The organism is Dactylosporangium sp. CA-139114, assembly GCF_050955725.1.
In the GTDB taxonomy this organism is placed as follows: domain Bacteria; phylum Actinomycetota; class Actinomycetes; order Mycobacteriales; family Micromonosporaceae; genus Dactylosporangium.
This window is the reverse complement of record NZ_CP192080.1, coordinates 5477974-5501557: the sequence shown is the minus strand read 5'-3', so window position 1 is coordinate 5501557 and position 23584 is coordinate 5477974. Positions and strand designations below refer to the sequence as shown.

Sequence of the window (23584 nt, the reverse complement as noted above, 5' to 3'; positions counted from 1 at the left end):
GCGCGCGCAGGATCCCATGTTCGTGCCAGGAATGGAGGCTTCCCGTGCCTGAGGCACCGACTGATGAGCCCGTCGCCGGCCCGGCGGTGGCGTCGGCGGTCGTGGGCCGGGCGAGCGTTCCTGCCGTGTGGCCGCCCGCCGAGCTGATCGCCGCGGCGGTGGAAGCCCTGCGTAATCCGGGTCTCGTGGTCATCTCGGGCACGGCCGGCACGGGCCGCACCGGGGTCCTCAAGCGTCTCGGGGAGTCCTTCCGCGGGCCGGTGTTCAGCGGCGGCGCCCTGGCGATGCTGCGTGGCGTGCCGGCCCTGCCGCTGTCCCGGGCCGTGCGGGTGCGACTCCCGTCACACGAGGCGCCGCTGCTCGCCGAGGCCGTCCGCTCCCGCGTCCGTCACGGTCTGCTACTGCTCGACGACCTCCAGTGGGCGGATCCGCTCACGATGGCCGCCCTCCCGGCCATCGCGGAGCACTGTCGGATTGTTGTCACACTCCGGACACCGCACCGGCTGCCGGGCGATGCCGAGCGGGCCCTGCGCGCCGCGGCCGCCCGGTCCGGCGCCTGGCTGCCGATGCCGCCGATGCCCGCCGACGCCGCGGCCGCGCTCGTGCGCCAGCTCGCCCCGTCCGCCTCGGCCGCGGTCGTCACCGACCTCGTCCGCCGCGCCGGCGGCGTGCCCCTCGCCGTGGTGGCCCTGGCCAAGCACGTCGCGCAGGGCGGCACCCCGCGCGACGCCGGCGACGGGCTCGACAAGGGCCTCGCCTACACCGTCGCCGGAGCCCTCGCCGACCTCACCCGCCCCGCCCGCACCGCGATGGCCGCCCTGGGCCTGCTCGGCCGCCCGGTCACCGCGACCGTCCTCGGCGAAGGCCTCACCGAGCTGGTCGAGACCGGTCTCGTCGAGCTGACCGAGGGGGTCGCCGCGCCCGTCTCGCCCTACACCGCCGAGGTCGCCGCCGGTCTGCTCTCCGCCGAGGAGCGCGCCGCCGTCCACCGGCGCCTCGCCACGCTCGTCCCGCCCCGCGAGGCGGCCCGCCACCTCGCCGCGGCCGGCGCCGGGCCCGAGGCCTACCAGGTCGCCGTCACCGCGGCCGCGGCCGCGGAGTCCTCCGGCGACCGGGCCGAGCTGCTGCTGCTCGCCTGCGACCTGCCCGGCGTGCGGGCCGAGCCCGAGGTCCGTATCGCCGCCGCCCGCGCCGCGCTCGCCGCCGGCCGGCCCGGCTCCTGCCTGCGCGTCATCGACCCGGCCACCACCGACCCGGTCGCGGCCGTGCTGCGCGGCGAGGCGCTGCTGCAGCAGGGCAGTCCCGTGCCCGCCGCCGCGGCCGTCGCCGCCGTCGCCGACGACGCGCCGGCCGAGGTCGTCGGCGGCCGGGACCGCATCCGGCTGCTGTCCATGCTCACCACCGACCCGGGCGGCGCCGTGGCCCGGGCCGAGGAGCTGCTGAAGGTCCACGGCGAGGCGCCCACGCACCCGGGCCTGCGCGCGGCGATCGCGGCCGTGCGCGCCGGGACCCGCCAGCCCGGCTGGGAATACGGGCTCGCGTCCGCGGCCTCCGCCGCCGGGCAGGCCGGTGACGCCCTCGCCGCCCGCTGGTCCGCGTGGCTGCTCGTGGAGACCCTCACCGCCGACGCCCGCCTCGCCGAGGCCTCCCAGGCCGCCGCGGCCGCGGCCGCCGCCTGCGCCGGGGACCTCGCCTACAGCTGGCAGACCCGGTTCCTGGCCGCCCAGCTGTGGTGCGACGCCCTGCGCGGCGACGGCATCGACGAGGTCGTGCGCCGGGCCGGGGACCTCGCCGACCGGACCCTGCCCGCCCTGGCCCGCGGCTACGCCGTCGCCGCCGCGAGCCTCGCCGAGGCCGACGGCGGCCTGCTCGCCCCGGCCCGGGCCCGGCTCGAGTCGCTGCAGAACCGGCCCGCCTCCGCCGGCCCCGTCCTGGACTGGGTCACCCGCGAGGCGGCCTGGCTCGACGGCCGCCCCGACCAGGCGTTCGAGCCCGCCGACGCGGCCGTGTCCACGCCGCTGGTCGACGGGCTGCGGCGCATCACCGCCCGCTGGGCCGCCTACGACGCCGGGACCTCGTTCACCGGCGCCGACGACACCATGCCCCTCGCGCCGGTGCGGGTGACCCTGGAGGCGTGGAAGGCCCCGGTGCGCTTCGCCGAGGCCGCGGCCGCCTGGCACGAGCTGGCCCGCCGCGAGGAGGTCCGGTGCCTGCTGGCCCAGGGGCTGCTCGAGGAGGGCGCCGAGCTGGCCGTGCCGCCCCTGCTCGAGGCCGAACGCCTGGCCGAGGAGGCCGGGCTCGTCGTGCTGCTCGGCCGGGCCCGCCGGGCGCTGCGGCGGCACTCGATCCGCCGCGACACGCGCGGCCGCCGGGCCGGCGACGACCTCACCGACCGCGAGCGGGACGTGCTGCGGCTCGTGGCCAACGGGGAGCCGACGCGCCGGATCGCCGGGCAGCTGGGCATCTCCCGCGAGACCGTGGAGACGCACATCCGCTCGGGGATGCGCAAGCTCGGCGCCAAGACCCGCACCGAGGCCGCGGCGCTGGCCATCGAGGAGCTCGCCCCGTGAGCCCCGGTGCACGCCGGTGCCCGCACGGCCCGTCCGGGCGGGCACGCCGCACCGCCCCGCCATCGAGGGGCATGGATGAGTAACGCGATGGTCTTGTGCGAGACGGCCCCCGCACCGCATGGTGGGCGCATGTCTTGTCCTGTGGGCCGCTGATGGCGGGAGATCCGGCACTCGCACCGCGGTACGTCGTGGCGACCGGCGCCGACGCCACCACCGTGCTGCGCAGACTCGCCCGGGCGGGCTGGACCACCCGCGAGGGCTTCGCCCTGACCGACCAGGCCTGGGACGTGTCCGACGCGCGCCTGGCACTCTTCGGCCGGGTCGCCGACGCCGACACCGCCGAGCTCGCCCTGCTCGCCGCCGCCCGCGGCGCGGGAATCGTCGCGGTCGCCGACACCGCGGCCGAGATCGGCCGGGCGCTGCTCGCCGACCTGGGCCGCATCGGCCCGGTCACCACCGACCCCGACGCCGAGCTCGGCACCGGCCCCGCCGGCGAGGCCGGGGGACCGGTCCTCGCCCCGGAGCAACGCGCCCTGCTCGAACGGCTCGCCGGCGGCGAGACGATCGCGGCCGCGGCGGCGGCCGAGTTCCTGTCGCTGCGCACCGCGAACCGGCGCATCGCCGAGGCCCGCGAGGTCCTGGGCGTGCGCACCACCCGCGAGGCCGTCCTCGCCTACCTGCGCATGCGCCGCGAGGGCGCCTGAGCCGGCCCTGAGCCGCCGGGCCGAGGGTCTAGCCCTGCCGGACCCGGGCCGCCTCCCGGGTCAGGTGGTCCCGCTCGGGCACGCTCGTCGCCTCCTTCGCCGCCGCGGCGTACAGCTGCGCGGCGAGCCCGCGGTCGCCGGCGCGCTCGTGGAGGTACGCCTGCACGGCCTTGAACCTCGGCAGGCCCGCGTCGAGCCCGCCGAGCGCCGCCAGCCCCGCCCGCGCACCATCCGCCTCGCCGACCGCCACCGCCCGGTTGAGCCGCACGACGGGGCTGTCGCCGGTGAGCCGCAGCAGCTCGTCGTACCACTCGACGATCTGCACCCAGTCCGTCTCCGCCGCGCTGCGGGCGTCGGCGTGCAGCGCGGCGATCGCGGCCTGCGCCTGATACTCGCCCAGCCGGTCCGTGGCCAGGGCCGCCTGCAGCACCGCCACCCCCTCGGCGATCAGCCCCGTGTCCCACCGCGACCGGTCCTGCCCGGCCAGCGGCACCAGCCGCCCGCCGGGCCCCGTCCGCGAGGCCCGCCGGGCGTGGTGCAGCAGCATCAGCGCGAGCAGCCCGGCCACCTCCGGCTCCGCGGCCAGCGCCGCGAGCTGACGGGTCAGCCGGATCGCCTCCGCCGCCAGGTCGACGTCGCCGCCGTACCCCTCGTTGAACACCAGGTACAACACGCGCAGCACCGTGCCCAGGTCGCCGGGGCGGTCCAGCGGCAGCCCGGCGAGCCGCCGCTTCGCCCGGCTGATCCGCTGCGCCATCGTCGCCTCCGGCACCAGGTACGCGGCCGCGATCTGCCGGGTCGTCAGCCCGCCGACGGCCCGCAGCGTCAACGCCACGGCCGCGGCGGCGGGCAGCACCGGGTTCGCGCACAGGAAGTACAGCCGCAGCGTGTCGTCGGTGCCCGGGACCGGCCCGGCGGGCGGCTCCGCGTCGACGGCCACCTCCCGGCCCCGCCGCGCCGCCTCGGACCGCGCCGCGTCGAGGAACCGGTGCCAAGCCACGGTGACGAGCCACGCCTTCGGGTCCCGGGGCGGGTCGCCCGGCCACGTGGCCAGCGCCCGGATGAGCGCCTCCTGCACCGCGTCCTCGGCGGAGGCGAAGTCGGCGCCGCGCCGCACGAGCACCCCGATGACCGCCGGCACCAGCTCGCGCAGCACAGCCTCGTCCACGACGCCCGTCCTCTCCGTCACGCGCCGGCGAAGCCCGGCGTCCGCTCAGCCGGTGGTTGACGGGCCGAAGCCGGACAGCACCGGGCGCACCTCGAGCCACTCGTGCAGCGGCCTGCCGCCGGGCCCGGGCGACGCCGAGAGCTCCCCGGCCACCTCGACCGCCCGCTCCCACGACTCCACGTCGATCATCATCCAGCCGGCGATGAGGTCCTTCGTCTCCGCGAACGGACCGTCGGTGACCGGCGGCCTGCCCTCCCCGTCGTAGCGCACGAACGCACCCCCGGGCTGCAGCGCCTGCCCGTCGACGAACTCACCGGACTCCTGCAGCCGGTTCGCGAGGCCGACCATGTACTGCACGTGCGCGTCGACCTCCTCGGGCGTCCACCGGTCCATCGGCGCGTAGTCCACCACCCGCTCCGGGCCGCCACGGTAGTGCTTGAGCAGCAGATACTTCATGTCTGTCGTTCCCTTTCGCTCGTCGGACACCCCGGGGACGCAGCCGGCACCAGGTTCTCGACATCCGGACCGGCTTTGCTCCGGCTTTTTTTTTGCTCCGGTGTTCTGCTCCGGGTTCTTGCCCGGACGGTGTCGCTTCAGCCGATCGAGCGGGGGCCGGCGGGCCGGTGCCGCCGCTGCAGGGTCAGGGGCCGCACCGGATCGACGTAGCGGGGCAGCCGCGGCTCGTCGGCCCGCAGCGGCCGCAGCTCGCCGGTGATCGCGTCGATGATCCGGTCGGTGGCGCGCTGGGCCGCTCCGGGCGTGGCCGGGTCGATCCCGGACAGGTCGACGACCGCGCCGAAGTGCACCCGCACGACCGGCCGGCGCAGCAGCGCTCGTGCCAGGGCCCGGACGGTCGGGCCGAACCCGCCCCACGCCGCGACCTCGTGGGCCCCCCACTGCGCGACGGCGACGACCGGCGCCCCGGTCGCGAGCGCCACCCGGGCCAGCCCCGTCTTCCCGCGCTCCGGCCACATCCCGGGGTCGAGGGTGATGCGGCCCTCCGGGTATCCGAGCACGTGCGACCCGGCGGCGAGCGCCCGCGTCACGTCGTCGACGGCGGCGGCGACGTTCGCCTGGCGCCGGTTGATGCGGATGTGCCCGCACGCGCGCATCACCGACCCGACGACCGGCGCCCGGAACAGCCCGCCGGTGGCCATCAGCCGCGGCGCGATCCCGGCGGCGCCGCACGCGGCGGTGACCGCGACGGGGTCGAACGGCCCGATGTGGTTCACGGCGAGGATGACCGGCCCGCCGCGCAGCCCGGCCGGCAGCCCGCCGGTGACCCGCAGCCGCGCCACGGGCGCGACGACGATCCGGGCGAGGACGAGCAGCACACGCCACAGCCGCGGCACCCGCCACGGCTCGGCCGGCTCCACCGGTGCCACCGGACCCGGCGTGACGGGCGCGTCGCCCCGCACGGCGTGCGCGTCCACCGCGGCGGTGCGCCGACCGGCCTCGTCCGGGGCCGCGGACGCCGGCTCCACCAGTGAGGTCGCGGATTCGGCGGGTGCAGCTGGCTCCGCGTCGCTCACGTGCTCGTGTCCGTTCCTGCCGCAGGTGGTTGCTTCGATCCGGACACGGTAGCGCCGTGCCCGGCCGGCGCAACCGTCCCGTCGGCAGATGTGCACTTCGACCCGGGACTCCCGGCCCCGGCCGTGCCGCCGCGACCCACACCTGCGGCGGCACCGCGGGACGCACCGGGCGCCGCCGCAGGCCCGTGCGGGCCGCCCGGCCGGGGACCCGGGAGCGGGCCGCGGACCCGGGGCGGTGGCTACTCGGCCTCGCGCAGCTCCGCCAGCCGCGCCTCGATCTCCGCCAGCTCCGCCCGCAGCCGCTCCGCCTGCGTCTCGGCCTCCGCCCGGGCCGCCGACACGATCTCCTCGACCGCCTCGTGCACCCCCGGCACGTCCAGCATCGCGACCATCTTCAGCGCCTCGCCGGCCTTGATGACGTAGGGCTTGGCGAGGGCCTTCGCGCCCTGGTTCGCCGCGACCGTCCACTCGCCGTCGGCGTAGGCCAGGGTCACCGTCAGCCCGGGCGCCGGCTTCGGCTTCGGGGCGGTCTTCTTCGCGGCCGGCTTCCCGGGCGTGTGCTTCGCCCCCGAACCCGGCGAGTCGGACGAGTCGGCGCTCAAGGCCGGGGACGCCGCGGCTGCGGGCGGGGCGGGAGCCGGGTCGGCGGCCGGCGCGGGCGCCGGGGCACCGGGGGAGACCGGCGCCTCGGCCGGGGCGGGGGAGTCGGCTACGGAAGGGGCTGGCACGGGGCTCTCCTCACGAGGTGCGGGAACGGCGGGGGCGCGTTTGGCCGGTGGGGCCTTCGGCGCGATCGCCAGGTCGGTGGGGGAGAAGGGCAGCTCGTCGCGGCCGAACCGGACCACGACCCACTCGTCGGACAGCTCCGGGTCGGTCAGCGCGACGACCTGGCCCAGCTGCCCGGCGATCTGCCCGGCCTGCTCGGTGAACACGACCTTCGGTTTCCGGCCGGCCGCGAGGGTGTCCCGGATCTGCTCCAGATCCACCGTCGACAAGCCCGTGACCGCGGTCCGCGCGGCAACCATCGCACCCTCCCCAACCCGTCTATCGAACATGTGTCGGAACAGTCATACCAGCCGCCTATGACATTTTCCGAGCGCGACACACCGTACGACAGCGTCGGCGGCGCCCGTCAGGGGAGTTCGTCGATCTCCGCCTGCGGGTCGAGGGTGCGCAGGACGTCGGCGCGGTCCGTCACGATCGCCCAGCCCGGCCGCGCCTGGGCCCGGCGGACCACGTGCGCGGCCGCGACCGTCGCCGGTCCGCCCTCGCCGGCGAGCAGCGCGCCGGAGTCGACCGCGTCCGCCGCGGTGAGCGCGTCCACGACGACCACGGGCAGCGCCAGCAGGACCTTCAGCACGTCGTAGTCCTTCGGCGACGTCTGCGCCCACGCCTCGGCCAGCGCCGCCGCCGGCACCGCCAGCACGACACCCTGGTCGACGGCGTGCCACACGATCGCCGAGCTGTACGGCTTGCCGGCCACGAACCCGAGGATCGCGGAACTGTCCAGGATCCGCCCTCCGACCGCGGTCACGACACCGTCCCGCCCGTGGGCGCCACCCCCAGCACCTCACGCGCCCAGGCGTGGTGCTCCGGGTCCATCCGCACGCCCCGCTGCGCGTACAGCTCGTTGAGTGTCAGCAGCGCCCGGTCCCGGGCCAGCCGGTCGCGCACCGCCTCGGCGACATACGCCGACACCGACTCGGCACCCCCGGCGTCCACGAACCGCCGCACGGCCGCGGCGTCATCGGCGGGCATGGTCACCGTCACCCGCTCTTTGCGCACCTCACGCATACGCACAGGGTATCGCCCGCATACGCCGATCACCTAGCGTGTCATCACCCGCAAGGGTGGGCTCTCGCGCTCACCTGCGCGCCTCGGGCCCGGACGCCCGAGGTTCCGCGACCGTCCGTGACGAATCCGGCGCCCTTGACCACGGCGGACGGTGAGGCCACGGGAGTAACGGTCCGGACCACGGCGGACGCCGCGGTAGCGCTCGATATTGGATGTTCGATAATGCACATTATGTCAACCAACCGGGGCTCAGATCGCCGGGCGGTAGAAGAACGTCCGGCGGCGGGCGATGCGCCCGGCACGGAACTCGTACCAGTCCGCGAAGATCTCGTTCAGCGGCACACCCGCGTGGGACATGCCGTCGAAGCGGCCCCAGCAGAACCCCTGCCCGTCCACGGACAGGCACCGGTCCACCTGGTGACGGCCCGCGGAGACGATGCACCGCCGCCGGTAGAAGCCGACGAACGCCTCGGCGCCCTCGATCGGCGGGCAGCCGGGCCGGTGGTAGACGACGTCGTCGGTGACCATCTCGGACAGGCCCGCCCAGTCACGTCGGTCGATGACGGTGAGCAGGTTGGCAATCAGCGCCGGCGCGTCGCCCATGCCTCCATCACACGGCGCCGCCCCCGGCGGGTCAACGCCCTGCCGGACGATGTTTCGACCCGGAAACGGGACCGTAACCGGCCGCCGCCGGGCGCAGACTGGTGTGCGGGATGCGCCGGCCGTCGGCGTGCCGGCGCATCCGTCCGCGCTCAGACGGTGACGTCGACGTGGTGGCCGTCGTCGGCGGTCCTTGCCTCGGCGACCTGCGGGCCGGGCTCGGCGGCGGTACGGGACGCGGCGAACGCCATGATGAACGACCACGGCGGCACGGCGGCGGATGCGTTCGTCACGGCACCCGTCGGCGAGAGGTGGTAGCCGGTGGCGCCGGCGATGGCGGCGCGGTCACCCGGCGTGAGCTTGCTCAGCACCTGCTGTGAGGCGGGCAGTCCACCCTTCGGCGGCGGCGCGGGCGCCTCCACGGCGGCGTTCGTCGCCGCGCCCGGCACCGGTTTCGGTGGTGCCGGCGGTTGGGTGCCGGCCGGTGTGCCGGCCGTCAGCTGTCTGATCTCCATCATGGCCTCCCGAAGCGTCCGTGCTCCAAGCTGATCCTCGCGTATATCACAGCATTTCCGCAGGTGAACCGGCAGCCGGGTGGTCGGCGCGGACAGTTGGAGCCGAACGGATGACGCGATTCCCAGGCGCCGCAGCGGCCTCTCTAGACTCGGCGGGTGGATGCACCTGACGTCGCCGGGACGGCCGCGGCGCTGCGCGAGCACCGGCCGTCGCTCGTCGCCGCGTTCCTGGCCGCGGTACCGCCGGCCCGAGCCGGAGTCCTCACCCGCCTCTGGGGCGCGCTGTGGCGCGAGCAGGTGGTCGACCCGCGGCGCCTCGGCGGTCCTCCCCCGCCGCTGTTCGGCCCGCCGGTCGCTTCGGTGGTCGTCGACGGCCGGGCGTTCGACGATCCGGGCGTGCTGGCCGAGGCGCTGCACCTGGCCCCCGGGTTCCGGCGGGAGCTGGACAACAGCGTCGCGAACCTGGCCCTGGCGATGACCGCTCCCCCGAGCCCGTTCGGCGGCCTGACCGGCGCCGAGCAGTCCATCGTGGACGGTCACCCGCTGCATCCCTGCTGCCGCACCCGGATCGGGCTGTCGACGCTCGACGTCCTCGCCTACGCCCCGGAGCACCATCCGGACGTGCGGCTGCGGGTGGTGCAGACGGACCCGGCGCGGTGGCGGACCGCGGGTGTGCCGGTGCCGCCGCGGTTCCCGGTCCATCCGTGGCAGCTGCCCCGCGCGCTCGCGTCGGGCCTGGTGCGTGACACCGGTGTCGACGTCCCGGCGCGGCCGCTGATGTCGCTGCGGACCCTGGACGTGGGCACGGGCCATGTGAAGACGGCGGTCGAGGTGCAGATGACCAGCGCGGTGCGGACCCTGTCGGCGGCGGCGATCCACAACGGCCCGCTGGTCTCGGACCTGCTCGCCGCCCTCGACCCCGGCATCGTGGTCCTGCGGGAGGTGTCCGCCGGGACGGTCCTCGACGACGCCGGGCGGCCGCAGCGGGCGCTCGGCGCGGTGTGGCGCGACGCCCCGCCGCCGGACGCGGACGTGCTGCCCCTGGCGCTGCTCCCCCACCGCCCCGGCCTGCTGACGCCCGCGTTCTTCCGCGACCTCGTCGGGCTGCTGCTGCCGCCGCTGCTGTGGCTGCTCGAGCGCGGGGTGGGCCTGGAGGCGCACGGCCAGAACACCCTCGTGGAGGTCGCCGGGGGCCGGCCGGTGCGGGTGTACTACCGCGACCTCGGCGGCATCCACGTGCACCCGGGGCGTCTGGCCCGGGCCGGGCACGCGATGCCGCCGCTGGTCGGGGCGCTGCCGACGGCCGATGCGGGGGCGCTGCGCACGAAGGTCCTCGCGTCGGCGTTCGCGACGGTGCTGTCGAGCCTGGTGGCGGCGCTCGGCGACGAGGGGCTGTGGGGGCACGTCGCCGACGTCGCCGGGCGCTGCGTGTCGGCGGAAGACCGCCCGGCGGTGCTGAGGCAGCCGTGGCCGTTGAAGGCGACGACGGCGATGCGCCTGGCCGCGGACCCGCTCGAGGACCGGTGGTGCCCGGTCCCGAACCCGCTGCGGTGAGTCCGCGCCGCGGCCCCGGGCTAGGCTGTCGCGGGTGACGACGCGACCGATCCGGCTGCTGGGCGACCCGGTGCTGCGCTCCCCCGCCGCGCCGGTGACCGCCTTCGACGCCGAGCTGGCGGCGCTGGTCCGGGACCTGTTCGACACCCTCGACGCGCGGCCGGGCCGGGCCGGGGTCGCGGCGCCGCAGATCGGGGTGCCGGCGCGGGTCTTCGTCTACGGCACCGGGGCCGGCCGCGGGCACATCGTGAATCCGCAGGTCACCGCTAGTTCCGGGACCCAGGTCGGTGACGAGGGCTGCCTGTCGATCCCGGGTCTGGCGTTTCCGGCGGTACGGCCGGCCGCGGTCACCGTCGAGGGTTTCGACGAGCACGGCGACCCGGTGACCGTGGCCGGGACGGGGTTCCTCGCGCGGGCGCTGCGGCACGAGTGCGACCACCTCGACGGGGTGCTGTACATCGACACGCTCACCGGCGACGCCCGCCGGCAGGCGCTGCGGGCGGTCAGGGCGGCGTTTCGCCCAGGGTCGTGAACCGGGGCGGGTCGAGGCGCAGGAAGTCGTGGTGGGCGACCTCCCAGCCGTAGGCGCCGGTGCCGGCGAACAGCAGCACGTCCCCGGCCCGCAGCCGCCGCACGGGTTCGTCGCGGGCGAGGACGTCGCGGGGGTTGCACTGCTCCCCCGCGACCGTGACGCGCGTGTCGGTCGCCTCGGGCCGCGGCCACGGGTAGGGCCAGGTGTCGACGGGCAGGATCGTGAAGGGGTGGCTGTACCCCCACGACGCCGGCAGCCGGAAGTGGTGGGTGCCGCCTTTCACGACCGCGAACCAGGTGCCGTGGCTGGCCTTGACGTCGATGACCTCGGCCGCGTACCAGCCGGCGGGCGCGGCCACGAACCGGCCGGGTTCCACGACGAGCGTGAACCCGTCCGGGACCGTGATGTCCCGCAGTTCGCGCAGGTCGAAGACGCGCCGGCCGGTGACGTCGACCCCGAAGCCGCCGCCGGCGTTGACGACGGGCCCGATGCCGCGCTCCCGCGCCCAGGCGAGACAGTCGCGCAGGAAACCGGCGTGGGCCTTCGCGTCGAGGTTGTTCGACACCGCGTGCAGGTGCACGCCGCGCACGTCGTGGTGGCGGGCGAGGCGCAGCGCTTCGCCGAGGTCGGCTTCGGCGAGCCCGAACTGGGTCGGCTCGCCGGACATGCGGTGCGAGCCGGGCAGGGCCGGATGGGTGCGGTTGACCCGCAGGCAGATGGCGGCGCGGCCGGGGATGCGGCGCAGCTCGTGGAGGCTCTCGACGTTGATGACGGCGCCGGTCTCGACGGCCCGGCGCAGCAGGGCGTCGGGTTTCGCGGGCCCGCTGAGGATCAGGTCCGCGCCGGTGGCCGCGGCGGTTTCGAGCTCGCCGGCGGAGGCGACCTCGATCGCGTCGGCCGCGGCGGCCGCGGCGGCGACGACGTCCGGGTGGCCGTTGGCTTTCATGGCGTACGCGATGCGGGTCCCGGCCGGGAGGGCCGCTCGCAGGGCGTGGATGCGGTCGCGGATGACGGCGGGGTCGTAGACGTAGGCGGGCAGCGGCCCTCCGAGCGCGGCCTCGATCACACGTGGGCTGGGTGACACCGCACTCCGTTCGGCTCCGCCCGGGGCGGCGCAGTAGGCTCACGCCGATGCGCCTCATCGACGTCCGCGACCCGATCGCGTTGTGGCAGTACGCGGAACGGTATCTCGGCGTCGGGACCCGCACGTACAGCCCCTACGCCGCGGACCTGGACATCGCCGACGAGTACCATCCGCAGCGCGGCACGGCGACGTTCGGCCTCCCGACGTTCCGGGTTCCGTCGCCGCTGGGCGTCTACCGCGCGGCCGCGATCGACTCCGGCCTGTCGGCGCTGTACCACGACGGTGACACGCTGCTGCTGCCGGTGCACCCGAACGCCCTGGACAGTCCCGACCTCGCGGGCGGTGCGGCGCTGCGGGCGCTCGAGCCGGGCCCGCAGCTGACCGCGGTGCCGTCGGCGAACGCCCGCACCGTCTTCGTCACGGCCCACGACGGCCGCCCGGTGACCCCGCACTTCGTGAAGCTGCACTATCCGCGGCGCCTGTCGCGGTTCACCCGCCGCCTGCGCCGACCGGTGATCGAGCTGCAGCTGTGGGTCTCCGACGAGCTGCGCCGGGCCGGCACGCCGGTCCTGCCGGAGATCGGCGGCGGCTGGTTCGACCCAGGATTGGGCGACGAGGCGTGGGGCTTCCTGGTCCGCACGGCCCTGCTCGGCGGGGCCCCGCGGTGCACGGTGCCGCTGTTCGCCCTCTACGGCGCCGACCTGCACGCCCCGGCCGACCCGACGCTGCTGGAGCAGCTGGTCGAGGCGTTCGCGGAGCCGCCGGAGCAGTTCGTGGCGCAGCGGATCGTCGCCCCGATGGTGCGCATGTGGTCGCAGACGGCCCGCCGCACCGGCTGCCCGCTGGAGACCCACGGCCAGAACACCCTGTTCGCGTTCGACCTGCGGGAGCGCCGGACCGCGATCCTGTACCGCGACTGCGCCATCTACGTCGACAGTGCCCTGCGCGCCTCGGCGGGCCTGCCGCCGGACCTGCCCCCGGCGAACGTCATCCCGCGTGACGTCCCGCTGGCCGCGGACGAGGTGTTCTCGCTGACGTACGACAGTTTCATGGGCCACCACGCCCTGTCCTACGTGGCGGCGCTGGCCGAGTCCCGCTGGGCGGTGCCGCCCGCGGTGCTGCACGCCGCCGCGAGGGCGGCGTTCACCGCGCCGGACCTGCTGCCGGAGACGGTCTTCTACTACGACAACGTCCTGTACGACAACGGCGACTGGAAGCTCGTCGACACCGGCGAGCGCCCCGACTGGCGCTGACCGCGCCGGCTCCCCGTCCCGGCCGGCGGCAGCGGCATGCCCGAGGTGCCGGCTGACCGTTGCGGGGACGGCCACCAGCGCGTTCTTCGCCGCCGCCCGGCGGCCTCGGCGGTCCCTTCGCCTGGTCCGGCAGCGGGCCTGCTGGACGTTGCCGCCCGCCCGGGCTCGAGCGGCGGGCCTGACGAGCCCGGGCAGGCGGCACGAACGCGACGAATGCCACCGAAGCGGGGCGAAACGCCCCATCCGGGGCCGCGGGCGCGACGCGTCCGGCTCGGCGCCGGGGTCCGCGGCGGGGGCGGCGGGGCGCGTTAGGGTCGTACCGGTGATCGTCGTGCACGGCCTGGTGCTGCCGGACGGAACCCTCGCCTGCTGGGCCGAGTCCCCGGACGCCGCCCTGCACCCATCGCCATCCACGCCGCCACCCACGCCAACAGCCACGCCCGCCCGCACGTCACCGCCCCCGTCTGCGGTCGGCCCCGCCGCCACCTGCGGCGCGATCTCGCCGACGCCACCTGCGGCGGCCGGGGCCACGGCGCCCGTCAGCGCCGGAGCACACGGCTCATCCGCCACCGCGTCCGCCCCGACCGCAGCGGCCAGGTCAGCGGCGGCGTCGACCGGGCCGGCGCGTTCGGCGCCCGGCTCCGCCACCGGCGGGCTCCCGGGCCCGGCGCAGACCGCCGGCCCACCGTCCCCAGCGGCCGGGATGGCGCCGCCGACCGGCAACGCCGCCGCGACCGGCGCACTGGCGGCCGGCGCGTCGACGGCCGGCGCCCCAGCGACCGACGCGCCTTCCGTCGACGCGCCGACGGCCGGGCCCCGTCCTGCCGCCTTCCGGGCCGCCGGGGCGCCACTGGCCGCTACCGAGACGCCTACGCCCCGGCCGCCCGCGCCGCCGTCCCTGGCCGCCGTGCCCGTCACCGGCGGCGGCCGCCACGGTCACCGCAGCACTGACCTGGCGGAGGCCACCGCGTCCGCGCCGGATGCGTCCGTCACCGGCCCGGCGCCGGATTCGCCGCCGCCGCCGGCCGCGAACGGGTGCACGGCCGACCCCGGGGGCCCGGCCGTGCACCCGTTCGCGGTCCTCCCGCCGCTGCCCGGCACCGTCGCGACCGCCGATCTCCTCCTCCCGTCGACCCCGCACCATCCGGCGCCGTCCCCGGAGCTGGTGGCGCACCTGCCGGCGCGGCGCCGCCCGGCCGCCCGCCGCCACACCGTGTGGACCGTCCCGATCGTCGTCCTTCCCCCGGGCAGCGACCCGGATCTGCTGCTGTCGGCCGTCTCCGGCGTGGCCCCGGGCGCGTCGATCGGCGCCCTCACCGACCTGGTCGTCTTCGCCACGGACCTGACCGGCCGTGGCCGGTTCCTGCCCGCCCTGACGACCGAGCCGGCCCCGGGCGGCGGCCGGGGCCCGGCGGCGAGGTGGCGCCCGGCCCTGTGGGGCGCCGACGCGGCCACGTTCGACGCGCTGTGCCGCGCGATGCCCGGCGTCGCCGCGTCGGCGTTGGACCCGGCCCGGCACCGGTTCCGTCTCGCGGTGGACCGGCCGGCGTGGTCGCCGGGGGACGCGGCCCGCGCCGCCCTGGACGCGGCCGTCGACCACCTGGTCCGGTCCCGGTTGCGCGGGGAGCCGCTGCTCGGCGACGAGGAGCCCCGCCACGACACCGCGGTCCGCGCCTGGCTCGCGGCGCTCACGACCTCCGACGCCCGCTTGCGCACCACCACCGTCGCCGCCGCCTCCGCGGAGCGGGCGGCTGTCGCGGGGAACGGCGGGGGCGGTTTCGCGGCCCAGGCCCGCGCGCAGGCACGGGCGGTCGCGGCGGCCGCCGCCCGGGGCCTGCCGGTCCCGGAACCCGCCGCCGCCGAACCCGAACCCGAACCTGGGCCGGGGCCGGGGGTGGGGGTGGGGGCGGTCATGGCGGACGGGCCCGAGGTCGCCCGGCTGCGGGAGCTCCTCGAGCGGTGGTCGGACAGCGGCCGCCCCGCACCGGTGCGGACCTGTTTCCGCCTGTCCTACGTCGAGGCCGGCGACGATGACGACGACCTCGCCCCGGACCCCGCCGGCGCCGAACGGCCCGCGGGGACGCCGGGACGGTTCGACGAGGACGGCGGGTCGTGGCTGGTCGAGTTCCTGCTGCAGCCGGCGGCGGAGCCGGGGCTGCTCGTGCCGGCGCGGGACGTGTGGCACGACGGGGCGTCGCCGCTGTTCAGGTGGGTCGACTATCCGCAGGACGTGCTGCTGGAGGATCTGGGCCGGGCGAGCCGGCTGTGGCCGGACCTCGACGAGGCGCTGTGGGGGCCGCGGCCGGAGTCGCTGCGGCTGGACACGATCGGCGCGCACCGGTTCCTGACGTTCGCGTCGCTGCTGCACGACGCCGGGTTCGGGGTGCTGCTGCCGGCGCAGTGGCAGCGGCGGCAGGAGCTGGGGCTGACGCTGTCGGTGCGGACGCGGCAGCCGGCGGCGCCGGTGCTGCGCGACACCACGACGAACCGGGCCGCGATCGTGGGGTTCCGGTGGGGGCTCGCGATCGGCGACGAGTTCCTGTCCGAGGCCGACCTGGCGGAGCTGGCCCGGGCGAAGGTGCCGCTGGTGCGGCTGCGGGGCCGGTGGGTGCACCTGGACCGGGAGCGGCTGCGGGCGGGGCTGGCGTTCCTGCGCCGCGGCGGCCGTGGGGAGATGACCGCCGGTGAGGCGATGCGCCTGACCCGGCTGGTCCCGGACGCGGACCTGCCGCTGCCGGTGACCGGCGTCGACGGTGAGGGCTGGCTCGCGGACCTGCTCACCGGCCGGGCCCCGGAGCGTCTCGAGCTGCTCGACCCGCCGCCGGGCCTGACCGCGCAGCTGCGCCCGTATCAGCGGCGGGGCCTGTCGTGGCTGGCGTTCCTGGACGCGGTCGGCGTCGGGGCGCTCCTCGCCGACGACATGGGCCTGGGCAAGACGGTCCAGGTCCTGGCCCTGGAGGCGCATCTGCGGGCGCAGGGGCCGCGGCCGCCGACGCTGATCGTGTGCCCGCTGTCGGTGCTGGGCAACTGGCGGCGGGAGATCGAGCGGTTCACGCCGCACCTGACGGTCCGGGTCCATCACGGCGCCGCCCGCCGCGCCGGCTCCGGCCCGGACGGCGCCGACCTGGTGCTGACCACGTATCAGGTCGCGACCCGCGACGCCGACACGCTCGCCGCGGTCGCGTGGGACCGGGTCGTGCTCGACGAGGCCCAGCACGTGAAGAACGCGGCCGGGGTGACGGCCCGGGCGGTGCGGCGGTTCCCGGCCCGGCACCGGGTGGCGCTGACCGGTACGCCGGTGGAGAACCGGCTCACGGAGCTGTGGTCGATCGCGGACTTCCTCAACCCGGGCCTGCTCGGCGAGGCGTCGCTGTTCCGGGCCCGGTACTCGGTTCCGGTCGAACGGTGGGGCGACGAGGACGCGGCCCGGCGGCTGCGGCGGGTGACCCGGCCGTTCCTGCTGCGGCGGGTGAAGACGGACCGGGCGGTGATCGCGGACCTGCCGGAGAAGTTCGAGCGGCGCCAGTGGTGCAACCTGACCCTGGAGCAGGCGACGCTCTACAAGGCGGTCATCGACGAGCTGTTCGTGAAGCTGCGGGAGGGCCGGGCCGGGTCGCGGCGCAAAGGTCTGGTGCTCTCGGCGATGACGAAGCTCAAGCAGGTGTGCAACCATCCGGCGCATCTGCTGGGCGACGGGACGCCGCTGCCGGGCCGCTCGGGCAAGCTCGCCCGGCTTGAGGAGATCCTGGCCGCGGCGACCGAGGCCGGGGACCGGGCGCTGGTGTTCACCCAGTTCGCGAAGTTCGGGCAGCTCCTCGCCCCGCATCTGGCGCAGCGGCTGGGCACGGGGGTGGAGTTTCTGCACGGCGGCACACCCCAAGGATCCCGCGACCGGATGGTGGAACGGTTCCAGTCCGGGCCGGGCCCGGGGGTGCTGCTGGTGTCGCTGAAGGCGGGCGGGACCGGCCTGAACCTGACCGCGGCGAACCATGTCGTGCACGTGGACCGGTGGTGGAACCCGGCCGCGGAGGCGCAGGCGACGGACCGGGCGTTCCGCATCGGGCAGCGCCGCGACGTGCAGGTCCACACGTTCGTGTGCATCGGCACGATCGAGGAGCGGGTCGAGGAGATCATGGCGGGCAAGCGGGACCTGGCCGGGGTCGCGGTCGGCTCCGGTGAGGGCTGGCTCACCGGCCTGTCGACGAACGACCTGCTCGACCTGATGTCCCTCGCGCCGGAGGCGGTCGCGGATGTCTGACACGCGCTGGTCCCACCAGTTCCTGACCATGCTCGAATCCTTGCGGATGGGTACGACGTTTTCGGCCGGGCGTCGCTACGCCCGCGCCGGGCAGGTACGCTCCGTGACGATCTCGACGAGTATCGTGACGGCGCTGGTCGTCGACGAGGACGGTGAGACGTACCGGGCCCGGATCGGCGTGCAGGCGTACTCCGCCGCCGACTGGGCCCGCATCGAACGCGCCCTGGCCGGGGAGGCGATCCACGCCGCGAAGCTCCTCGCCGGGCACCTGCCGGACAACCTCGAGCAGCTCCTGGCCGGGTTCGGGCTGTCGCTGTTCCCGCAGTCGCTGTCCGAGATCGTCCTGGACTGCTCGTGCCCCGGCTGGCAGAAGCCGTGCCGGCACCTGACCGCCGCCTGCTACGTGCTGGCCGGGGAGTTCGACGCCGACCCGTTCGCGATCCTCGCCTGGCGGGGCCGCGGCCGCGACGAGCTGCTCGAGGCGCTGCGCGGGCACCGGGTCTCCGCCCTGGCCCACATCGCCGGCCGCCAGGAAGCCCCGCCGGATGATCAACCCCGCAGCGGTACCTTCTGGGAAGCCGGCCCCCGTCTCACCCCACCCGCACCGGCCGTCCCGGGTGCGGTGCGCCGCGGCGACGCGATCCTCGAGCAGCTCGACGCGCTGCCGCTGACCGTCGGCCGGTTCGACGTCACCGACGTGCTGCGTGCCGCCTATCACACCGCCACCCGCGGCGAGCCGGGGTTGCCGGACCGCCGCCGCGGCCGGTAGCGTCGGACACAGCTGCGAGCAATCGCCGCGGTCAGGGCCGAGAGGCGCTGCGACGGACCCATGAGCGTCCGCCACGCTCGGCCACACCTGACTTCCCTTGACCACAAGGGCGCCTCCTGTCACCGGGAGGTGACCTCAGGTATGTCCGGAACCCAGCACCCCTACCTGCAGCAGCGCGGCGGCCTCGACTTCGCCGTCGCCGACCTGTCCCTCGCCGACGCCGGCCGCACCCAGATCCGGCTCGCCGAGCACGAGATGCCCGGCCTCATGGCCACCCGCGCCGAATACGCCGCCGCCCAGCCGCTGCGCGGCGCCCGCATCGCCGGCAGCCTGCACATGACCGTGCAGACCGCGGTCCTCATCGAGACCCTCGTCGCGCTCGGCGCCGAGGTCCGCTGGGTGTCGTGCAACATCTTCTCCACCCAGGACGAGGCCGCCGCCGCGGTCGTCGTCGGCCCCACCGGCACCCCCGACGCTCCCGCCGGCACCCCCGTGTTCGCCTGGAAGGGCGAGACGCTGCAGGAGTACTGGTGGTGCACCGACCAGCTGTTCCAGTTCACCGGCGACGGCGGGCAGATCGCCGGACCGAACATGATCGTCGACGACGGCGGCGACGCGACCCTGCTCGTGCACAAGGGCGCCGAGTTCGAGACCCGCGGCGCGGTGCCGGCGGCGACCGAAGGCGACGACCACGAGTACACCATCATCCTCGACACCCTCCGGGCGAGCCTCGCACGCGACCCGCAGCGCTTCACCCGCATCGCGGCCGCCGTCCGCGGCGTCACCGAGGAGACCACCAACGGCGTCAAGCGCCTCTACAAACTCGCCGACACCGGTGAACTGCTCTTCCCGGCGATCAACGTCAACGACTCGGTCACGAAGTCGAAGTTCGACAACACGTACGGCATCCGCCACTCGCTGCTCGACGGGCTCAACCGGGCCACGGACGTGATGCTGGCCGGGAAGCTCGCCGTCGTCTGCGGCTACGGCGACGTCGGCAAGGGCGCCGCGGAGGCGTTGCGCGGCCAGGGCGCCCGGGTCGTCGTCACCGAGATCGACCCGATCTGCGCCCTGCAGGCGGCGATGCACGGCCTGCCCGTCGTGCGCCTCGACGACGTCATCGACACCGCCGACGTCATCATCACCGCGACCGGGAACAAGGGCATCATCACCGCCGCGCAGCTCGGCCGGCTCAAGCACAACGCGATCGTCGGCAACGTCGGGCACTTCGACAACGAGATCGACATGGCCGGCCTCGCCCAGCTGCCCGGCATCGTCAAGCGCGAGATCAAGCCGCAGGTCCACGAGTGGGTCCGCGCCGACGGCCGTTCGATCATCGTGCTGTCCGAGGGGCGGCTGCTCAACCTCGGCAACGCCACCGGCCACCCGAGCTTCGTCATGTCGAACTCGTTCACGAACCAGACGATCGCCCAGATCGAGCTGTTCACGAAGCCCGACGCCTACGAGCGGCAGGTCTACCGCCTGCCCAAGCACCTCGACGAGAAGGTCGCCGCGCTGCACCTGGACGCGCTGGGCGTGCGCCTGACGGAGCTGACGAAGGAGCAGGCCGAGTACATCGGCGTCGACGTCGCCGGCCCCTACAAGCCGGAGCATTACCGCTACTGACGTGCACGCCGGGGTTGCGGCCGCTTCGGCACCGCAACCCCGGCATGATGCCGTGCCCAGCCCGTTTCGTGCTCGCGCCGTGCTCGACGGCCACCGCGACCAGCAGGTCGACGGCGAAGCGCTCGCCGGGGACGCCGCCGTCGACGATGGCGGCGGTTCCGGCATGGCGCGGGGCCTCGTCGTCGTCGGGCACGGGCGGCGGCAGGGCCGTGCGAGCTCCGCCGCTCGTCGCCGCTTCGCAAACCGTGCCGGCGCCGCATGCCGGCGGCCCCGGTGCGGTGTGGCGGCCGCCGCCTGCCCAGCCTCGCCGCGCACCCGCGCGTAGTCCTCCACCTCTTCCCGCGGCCGCGGCGCTTCCGCGGCCACCCGCACGGGCCGGCAGCGCAGGGCCGGGCGCGGGAAGGCGAAGACCGCGGGAGCGCCGATGAATCGGCCGCCCGAGCGTCGTCTCATCAGCGACGATCCCGGATGACGAAAGGCGGCAACCACCCATGGCCATCATGCTGTACTCCGCGTCGATGTCCCTCGACGGCTTCATCACCGGCCCCGGCGGCGACATGAGCTGGCTCACCCCGCACATCGCCCCGAACCCGCTGGTCGACGACCTCATCCCCCGCATCGGCGCCCTGATCGTCGGCAACCGCACGTTCGGCGGTGACGACCCCCACCGCGGCACCGACCGGGCCGGGAAGCCGTTCGGCGGCGGCTGGGACGGCCCGCAGTATGTCGTCACGCACCACCCCCGCCCGCACGGCGACGGCATCACGTTCGTCCCCGACGTCGAAACGGCCGTGCGCGAGGCGAAGGCCGCCGCCGGCGACGGCTACGTCAACATCCTCGGCGCCGACGTCGCCCGCCAGTGCCTGGCCCTCGGCGAGCTCGACGAGATCCTCGCGATCACCGTCCCGGTCCTGCTCGGCGACGGCACCCGGCTCTTCGCCGCCACCGGTACGCCCCCGGTCCAGCTCGAGCTGCTCCGCGTCACCCACACCGAGCGGGCGATCAACACCTGGATGCGGATCATCACATAACGGCAATCCGGCACCACTGTGCCGCCACACCGGCCGGTCCAGCACCGGCCGGTGCCGGCGCACCACCCCACGACGCCGTGACAGCCGGGGTCAGTGGCGCTGCCACACCTGGGCGGCGGCGGTCCACCGCAGCGTCGTCACCGCCTGCAGCACGAGCCCACCCGCCAGCGCCGGCGTCAGATACAGCTCGTCGGCGAGGGACCGGATGATGTGCAGCCCCCGCCCGTGCTCGTCCAGGACCGGATCGACGTCACCGGGCCGCGGCGCGGGCAGCACCGCGGCGGCGTCCGCGGGAGCGGCCACCGGCAGCGACAGCCGCGACGGATCCACGACCGCCCCCGCGTTGATCACATGGATGACGCACCGCTCAGCCGTCACCTCGATCGTGATCTCATAGTCGTCGATCCGCAGCGCGTGCTCGATGACGTTCGCGCACGCCTCCGTCAGGATCAGCCCGATGTCGTCACGGCACGACGGCTCCACACCCAGCGTCTGCAGGGCCTGGTCCAGCAGCCGCCGCACCACCGGCACCGTCGCGGCGTCCCGGGGCAGGTGCAGCGCCAGCCGTAACGCGATCGACACACGACCCCCTCGCGACGACAACCAAGCCGGACGACAACCAGGCCACCAGTACCGTCACCGTACCCGCAACCCCCACCCCATCATGTTTGCCGACCAGCAACGTGACGAGCCACCCGGGGTAGGTGAGGGACGGACCCACCAGCCGGGGAAGCGACACCCGGTGCGCCGAACCGTGTGGATCCTCGCCCTGGCCGCCGGCTACGTAGACGGCCTGACCCTGCTCTACCTCGGCGGCGTCTTCGCCGGCGTCCCCACCGGCAACCTCCTGCTCACCGGCATCACCGCCGCCACCGACCCCCACCACCTCACCGAGACCACCACCCGCGCCGCCCTCGCCGTCGCCGTCTACGCCACCACCGTCACCGCCGCCCGCAACCAGCCACCCGGCCGCTGCCTCGTCGCCGAACTCGCCGCCCTCTGCACCCTCACCGGCGGCTGGGTCGCCACCCACCACGACCCCCACGGCCCCGCCCAACTCCCCCTCCTCACCCTCGCCGCGATCGCCCTGGCCCTGCACGCCGCCGCCCACCGCGACACCGACACCCCCACCGGCCACCTCACCGGCCCCCTCCTGCGCGCCGCCAAAGGCCGCCTCCGCGACACCGCACCCCTCACCGCCATACCCGCCGGCGCGGCCGCCGCCGCCCTCCTGCTCGACCACACCCCCTGGCTCGGCCCCCTCCCCGCCGTCGCCCTCGTCGCCGCCGCCGTCGTCATCCAGGCCATCCCACCCCGCCGCCCCACCAACCGCACCCGGACCACCCACCAGCCCCAGCCCGCCCACACCCCGTAACGCCCGCCACACCGGCGCAGACCGCACCCCACCCCGTACAGTTGCAGCAATGGGGATGGTGCACACCGTCGGACTCGTCCTGCATCCACGCCGCGACTCCAAACCGGCCATCGACGCCGTCATCGACTGGGCCCGCAGCCGCGACGCCACCGTCCTCGGCCTGCCCGACGAAGTCGGCCGCATCGACTGCTCCGCCGTCCCCGTCACCCCCGACGAACTCGTCAGCCGCGCCTCCCTCGTCGTCAGCCTCGGCGGCGACGGCACCATGCTGCGCAGCATGCGCCTGCTCTCCGGCAAACCCACCCCGGTCCTCGGCGTCAACCTCGGCCGCCTCGGCTTCCTCGCCGAAGTCTCCGTCGAAGAACTCCCCGAAGCCCTCTCCGCCATCGACGCCCACAAGTTCACCGTCGAACCCCGCATGGCCGTGCGCACCACCCTGCCCGACGGCACCGACGTCACCGCCTTCAACGACATCGCCCTCGTCCGCACCCCCGGCCACGGCCTCGCCGCCGTCGCCATCTCCATGCAGGGCTACCCGTTCGTCCGCTACGCCGCCGACGCCCTCATCGTCGCCACATCCACCGGCTCCACCGCCTACAGCTTCTCCGCCGGCGGCCCCATCGTCTCCCCCACCGTCGAAGGCATCCTCGTCGTCCCCGCCGCCGCCCACTCCGCGTTCAACCGCGCCCTCGTCCTGTCCCCCAGCGAAGACCTCGACCTCGAACTGCTCCCCACCAGCGGCCGCCTCGCCGTCGAAGTCGACGGCGAACTCCTCGGCGAACTCAACCCCGGCGACACCCTCACCGTCTGCGCCGCCCCCGCCGCCGCGAAGGTGGTGCGCCTCGGCTACACCACCTTCTACGAACGCGCCCGCCGCAAACTCCAGGTCAACGGCAGCCTCGAGGTCGAACTGCCCTAGGAATGCGACCGGGACGGCAACCCCGCCACCCCGACGACCGCCTCATCGGCATAACACCACGCCCACTCCTCACCGGGCTCGAACGACTGCACCAGCGGATGCCCCGACGAGCGGAAATGCGCCGTCGCATGCTTCGACGGCGACGAATCACAACACCCCACATGCCCGCACGTCAGGCACAACCGCAGATGCACCCAACGACCACCCACCGCCAGGCAGTCCTCACACCCGTCCGCCGACGGCTCCACCGGCGGCGACGCCACCATCTCCACATGCGCGCAACCACTCTGCATCGCACCA

General features: G+C 75.4%; 22 protein-coding genes. 11 read left to right on the top strand and 11 right to left on the bottom strand.

From position 1 onward, the window contains the following. Positions 1–44 precede the first annotated feature (44 nt). Together ACQP2P_RS24135 and ACQP2P_RS24130 are read left to right on the top strand one after the other, a co-directional pair. Positions 45–2570 (top strand): helix-turn-helix transcriptional regulator, encoded by a 2526-nt coding sequence (locus ACQP2P_RS24135; RefSeq protein ID WP_433604250.1) that lies wholly within the window; start codon positions 45–47, stop codon positions 2568–2570. 152 nt (positions 2571–2722) lie between these two features. After that, positions 2723–3274, top strand: coding sequence for a LuxR family transcriptional regulator (locus ACQP2P_RS24130; protein ID WP_433604248.1), 552 nt, complete (start codon positions 2723–2725; stop codon positions 3272–3274). Positions 3275–3302: 28 nt separating this feature from the next. Here the strand turns inward: ACQP2P_RS24130 and ACQP2P_RS24125 are convergent, their stop codons facing one another. From ACQP2P_RS24125 to ACQP2P_RS24090, 8 genes are all read right to left on the bottom strand, one after another. Further along, a complete protein-coding gene (locus tag ACQP2P_RS24125; RefSeq protein WP_433604246.1) occupies positions 3303–4442 on the bottom strand; it encodes an RNA polymerase sigma factor in 1140 nt (379 codons plus the stop codon). 45 nt (positions 4443–4487) lie between these two features. Beyond that, entirely contained in the window at positions 4488–4898 is a 411-nt protein-coding gene (locus tag ACQP2P_RS24120; RefSeq protein ID WP_433604244.1) for a YciI family protein, read from the bottom strand. 137 nt (positions 4899–5035) lie between these two features. Beyond that, on the bottom strand, positions 5036–5818 hold the full coding sequence (locus ACQP2P_RS24115; RefSeq protein ID WP_433619235.1) for a lysophospholipid acyltransferase family protein: 783 nt from the start codon (positions 5816–5818) through the stop codon (positions 5036–5038). 395 nt (positions 5819–6213) lie between these two features. Next, on the bottom strand, positions 6214–6999 hold the full coding sequence (locus ACQP2P_RS24110) for a hypothetical protein (RefSeq protein WP_433604242.1): 786 nt from the start codon (positions 6997–6999) through the stop codon (positions 6214–6216). A 107-nt stretch (positions 7000–7106) separates the two neighbouring features. Beyond that, positions 7107–7508, bottom strand: a complete 402-nt coding sequence (locus ACQP2P_RS24105; protein WP_433604240.1) for a hypothetical protein — start codon at positions 7506–7508, stop codon at positions 7107–7109. After that, on the bottom strand, positions 7505–7768 hold the full coding sequence (locus tag ACQP2P_RS24100) for a ribbon-helix-helix domain-containing protein (protein WP_433072842.1): 264 nt from the start codon (positions 7766–7768) through the stop codon (positions 7505–7507). Before ACQP2P_RS24100 ends, ACQP2P_RS24105 begins: the two co-directional genes overlap by 4 nt. Positions 7769–8017: 249 nt before the next feature. Next, entirely contained in the window at positions 8018–8371 is a 354-nt protein-coding gene (locus tag ACQP2P_RS24095) for a nuclear transport factor 2 family protein (protein WP_433072844.1), read from the bottom strand. Between the two features lie 149 nt (positions 8372–8520). Then, positions 8521–8886, bottom strand: a complete 366-nt coding sequence (locus ACQP2P_RS24090; RefSeq protein WP_433604235.1) for a hypothetical protein — start codon at positions 8884–8886, stop codon at positions 8521–8523. A gap of 153 nt (positions 8887–9039) precedes the next feature. Between ACQP2P_RS24090 and ACQP2P_RS24085 the strand changes: the two genes are divergently transcribed. Further along, the gene (locus ACQP2P_RS24085; RefSeq protein WP_433604233.1) at positions 9040–10437 is read left to right on the top strand and encodes an IucA/IucC family protein; all 1398 of its coding nucleotides are present in this window, start codon (positions 9040–9042) and stop codon (positions 10435–10437) included. Positions 10438–10471: 34 nt separating this feature from the next. Then, positions 10472–10969 (top strand): peptide deformylase, encoded by a 498-nt coding sequence (def, locus tag ACQP2P_RS24080; protein ID WP_433604231.1) that lies wholly within the window; start codon positions 10472–10474, stop codon positions 10967–10969. On the opposite strand, the gene ACQP2P_RS24075 is transcribed toward def, so the two are convergent. Beyond that, on the bottom strand, positions 10941–12053 hold the full coding sequence (locus ACQP2P_RS24075; RefSeq protein WP_433604229.1) for a type III PLP-dependent enzyme: 1113 nt from the start codon (positions 12051–12053) through the stop codon (positions 10941–10943). The two genes, def and ACQP2P_RS24075, sit on opposite strands and share 29 nt — an antisense overlap. A 47-nt stretch (positions 12054–12100) precedes the next feature. Between ACQP2P_RS24075 and ACQP2P_RS24070 the strand changes: the two genes are divergently transcribed. The 5 genes from ACQP2P_RS24070 (at position 12101) to ACQP2P_RS24050 (ending at position 20990) form a co-directional block, all read left to right on the top strand. After that, on the top strand, positions 12101–13306 hold the full coding sequence (locus ACQP2P_RS24070; RefSeq protein WP_433604227.1) for a hypothetical protein: 1206 nt from the start codon (positions 12101–12103) through the stop codon (positions 13304–13306). A gap of 703 nt (positions 13307–14009) precedes the next feature. Next, complete coding sequence (locus tag ACQP2P_RS24065; RefSeq protein WP_433604225.1) at positions 14010–17564, top strand: SNF2-related protein; 3555 nt, start codon at positions 14010–14012, stop codon at positions 17562–17564. A 103-nt stretch (positions 17565–17667) separates the two neighbouring features. Next, a complete protein-coding gene (locus ACQP2P_RS24060; RefSeq protein WP_433604223.1) occupies positions 17668–18333 on the top strand; it encodes a hypothetical protein in 666 nt (221 codons plus the stop codon). Positions 18334–18474: 141 nt separating this feature from the next. After that, positions 18475–19959, top strand: coding sequence for an adenosylhomocysteinase (gene ahcY / locus ACQP2P_RS24055; protein WP_433604221.1), 1485 nt, complete (start codon positions 18475–18477; stop codon positions 19957–19959). Between the two features lie 491 nt (positions 19960–20450). Beyond that, on the top strand, positions 20451–20990 hold the full coding sequence (locus ACQP2P_RS24050; RefSeq protein WP_433604219.1) for a dihydrofolate reductase family protein: 540 nt from the start codon (positions 20451–20453) through the stop codon (positions 20988–20990). Between the two features lie 90 nt (positions 20991–21080). On the opposite strand, the gene ACQP2P_RS24045 is transcribed toward ACQP2P_RS24050, so the two are convergent. Then, on the bottom strand, positions 21081–21572 hold the full coding sequence (locus ACQP2P_RS24045; RefSeq protein WP_433604217.1) for an ATP-binding protein: 492 nt from the start codon (positions 21570–21572) through the stop codon (positions 21081–21083). Positions 21573–21732: 160 nt separating this feature from the next. On the opposite strand from ACQP2P_RS24045, the gene ACQP2P_RS24040 reads away from it, so the two are divergent. After that, positions 21733–22365, top strand: a complete 633-nt coding sequence (locus tag ACQP2P_RS24040; protein ID WP_433604215.1) for a DUF1275 family protein — start codon at positions 21733–21735, stop codon at positions 22363–22365. A gap of 49 nt (positions 22366–22414) precedes the next feature. Further along, complete coding sequence (locus ACQP2P_RS24035) at positions 22415–23284, top strand: NAD(+)/NADH kinase (protein ID WP_433604213.1); 870 nt, start codon at positions 22415–22417, stop codon at positions 23282–23284. Here the strand turns inward: ACQP2P_RS24035 and ACQP2P_RS24030 are convergent. After that, entirely contained in the window at positions 23281–23550 is a 270-nt protein-coding gene (locus ACQP2P_RS24030; protein WP_433619233.1) for a UBP-type zinc finger domain-containing protein, read from the bottom strand. The genes ACQP2P_RS24035 and ACQP2P_RS24030 overlap by 4 nt on opposite strands. Positions 23551–23584 lie beyond the last annotated feature (34 nt).